2 protein-coding genes are annotated in these 2,190 nt (G+C 68.3%); both read right to left on the bottom strand.

Translation table 11 applies throughout. The features are described 5' to 3' along the window. Positions 1–36 precede the first annotated feature (36 nt). On the bottom strand, positions 37–1,215 hold the full coding sequence (moeZ, locus tag ACFCV8_RS35945) for an adenylyltransferase/sulfurtransferase MoeZ (protein ID WP_376689762.1): 1,179 nt from the start codon (positions 1,213–1,215) through the stop codon (positions 37–39). 85 nt (positions 1,216–1,300) lie between these two features. Beyond that, positions 1,301–2,140: a spherulation-specific family 4 protein gene (locus tag ACFCV8_RS35950; protein WP_376689763.1), complete on the bottom strand. Its 840-nt coding sequence runs from the start codon at positions 2,138–2,140 to the stop codon at positions 1,301–1,303. Positions 2,141–2,190 lie beyond the last annotated feature (50 nt).

Here is a 2,190-nt window from a genome sequence, read left to right on the forward strand (position 1 = left end):
GTGCGGACCGGCCCCTTCACCATGGCGTCGGGTGTCTCAGTACACCGGCTTCTCGGGCTCGATCTGGTTGACCCAGCCGATCACGCCGCCGCCCACGTGCACCGCGTCGGCGAAGCCCGCCGACTTGAGGACCGCGAGGACCTCGGCGCTGCGGACGCCCGTCTTGCAGTGCAGGACGATGCGCCTGTCCTGCGGCAGGTCCTGGAGGGCGCTGCCCATCAGGAACTCGTTCTTCGGGATCAGCTTGGCGCCCGGGATCGAGACGATCTCGTACTCGTTCGGCTCGCGGACGTCGATGATCTCGATCTTCTCGTCCGCGTCGATCCACTCCTTGAGCTGCTTGGGAGTGATCGTGGAACCGGCCGCCGCCTCCTGGGCCTCCTCGGACACGACACCGCAGAAGGCCTCGTAGTCGATGAGCTCGGTGACGGTGGGGTTCTCGCCGCAGACCGCGCAGTCGGGGTCCTTGCGGACCTTGACCTGGCGGTACTGCATCTCCAGGGCGTCGTAGATCATCAGTCGGCCGACCAGCGGGTCACCGATTCCGGCGAGCAGCTTGATGGCCTCGGTGACCTGGATGGAGCCGACGGAGGCGCACAGCACCCCGAGCACGCCGCCCTCGGCGCAGGACGGGACCATGCCCGGCGGCGGCGGCTCCGGGTAGAGGCAGCGGTAGCAGGGGCCGTGCTCGGACCAGAAGACGGACGCCTGGCCGTCGAACCGGTAGATCGAACCCCAGATGTACGGCTTGTTCAGCAGCACGGCCGCGTCGTTGACCAGGTAGCGGGTGGCGAAGTTGTCCGTGCCGTCCACGATCAGGTCGTACTGGGCGAAGATGTCCATCACATTGTCGGCCTCGAGCCGCTCCTCGTGAAGGATCACGTTCACGTACGGGTTGATGCCCAGCACCGAGTCCTTGGCGGACTCGGCCTTGGAGCGCCCGATGTCGGACTGACTGTGGATGATCTGGCGCTGCAGGTTCGACTCGTCGACCTCGTCGAACTCCACGATGCCGAGCGTGCCGACACCGGCCGCGGCCAGGTACATCAGGGCCGGCGAGCCGAGACCGCCGGCGCCGACACAGAGCACCTTCGCGTTCTTCAGCCGCTTCTGTCCGTCCATCCCGACATCCGGGATGATCAGGTGGCGGGAGTACCTGCGGACCTCGTCGACGGTGAGCTCGGCGGCGGGCTCGACCAGGGGTGGCAGCGACACAGGAACCTCAACAATGCAGGTGGTCGGTTTCTACGTACTTCGACTGCGTACGGTTGTTCTTCCCGTAACACTGCCACGCCCCTTCTCATTCCGAGATACCAGGTCCGATCCGCGAGACGATTTCGTCCCAGTACCTGGGCAGCGTCGTGAATGGGTCGTTCTGTCCGCGTCGGCCGTCCCGATCCGTGAAAAAGATCGTGCCCGCGCCCTGCCAGCGGGCGACCCGCATCGCCTCGTCCAGGTGGGTGCGCGGGACGCCGTGGACGAAGTGAGCGAACCGCTCCGGCGGGTAGGAGGCGGTCCACTCCGCCACCTGGGACCAGCGGTAGTCGGTCCACGCCCCGTTGAAGGTGACCAGTTGGTCGGCGGCCTCGGCGTAGCCGGGGTACGGATGGGTGCCCACCCCCAGGACCAGCGGCCCGCTCCCCTTCCCGTACGGGCGGCCGCCGTGCTCCAGGAACGTCGCCAGGGTGCTGGTGAGCCGGCGCACCACCGGGAGGTGGCCGCGCTCGGCCGGGCAGCGGTCGAGGTAGAAGCCGTCGACGCGGTACCAGTCGAGGAAGCACTGCGCGTCGGCGATCAGCTCGGCGAACAGGCGGCTGCCGTACGCCAGGTCGAGGTGGCCTAACAGCTGTCCGCCGCCCGCCCGCGGCTTCCACGGGCCCTGGCCGTGCCCGGGCCGCCCGTGCACGTGGCGGAGCCGTTCCACGACCTCCAGGCAGTGCGGGTCGGGGCGGGCGCCGGGGCCGTTGTCGATGTTGAGGACGGCCCAGTGCAGCGGGGTGCCCGGGCGGGCCAGCTCGGCCCACTCGGTCGGTGCGAGCAGCGGATGGGCGTACCCGGGGACGCCGAAACCGAGCCGTCCGGCACCCCCCCGCCCGCGAGCGGGGGCGGGGGGGGTGAGATGAGGCCCCCCCCCACCCAACACAAGTAACCCAGGGGCAACACCACAAAATTATAATATAAAAAAAAAAA

The sequence above is a fragment of the Streptomyces sp. NPDC056347 genome (assembly GCF_042262625.1).
Classification (GTDB): domain Bacteria; phylum Actinomycetota; class Actinomycetes; order Streptomycetales; family Streptomycetaceae; genus Streptomyces.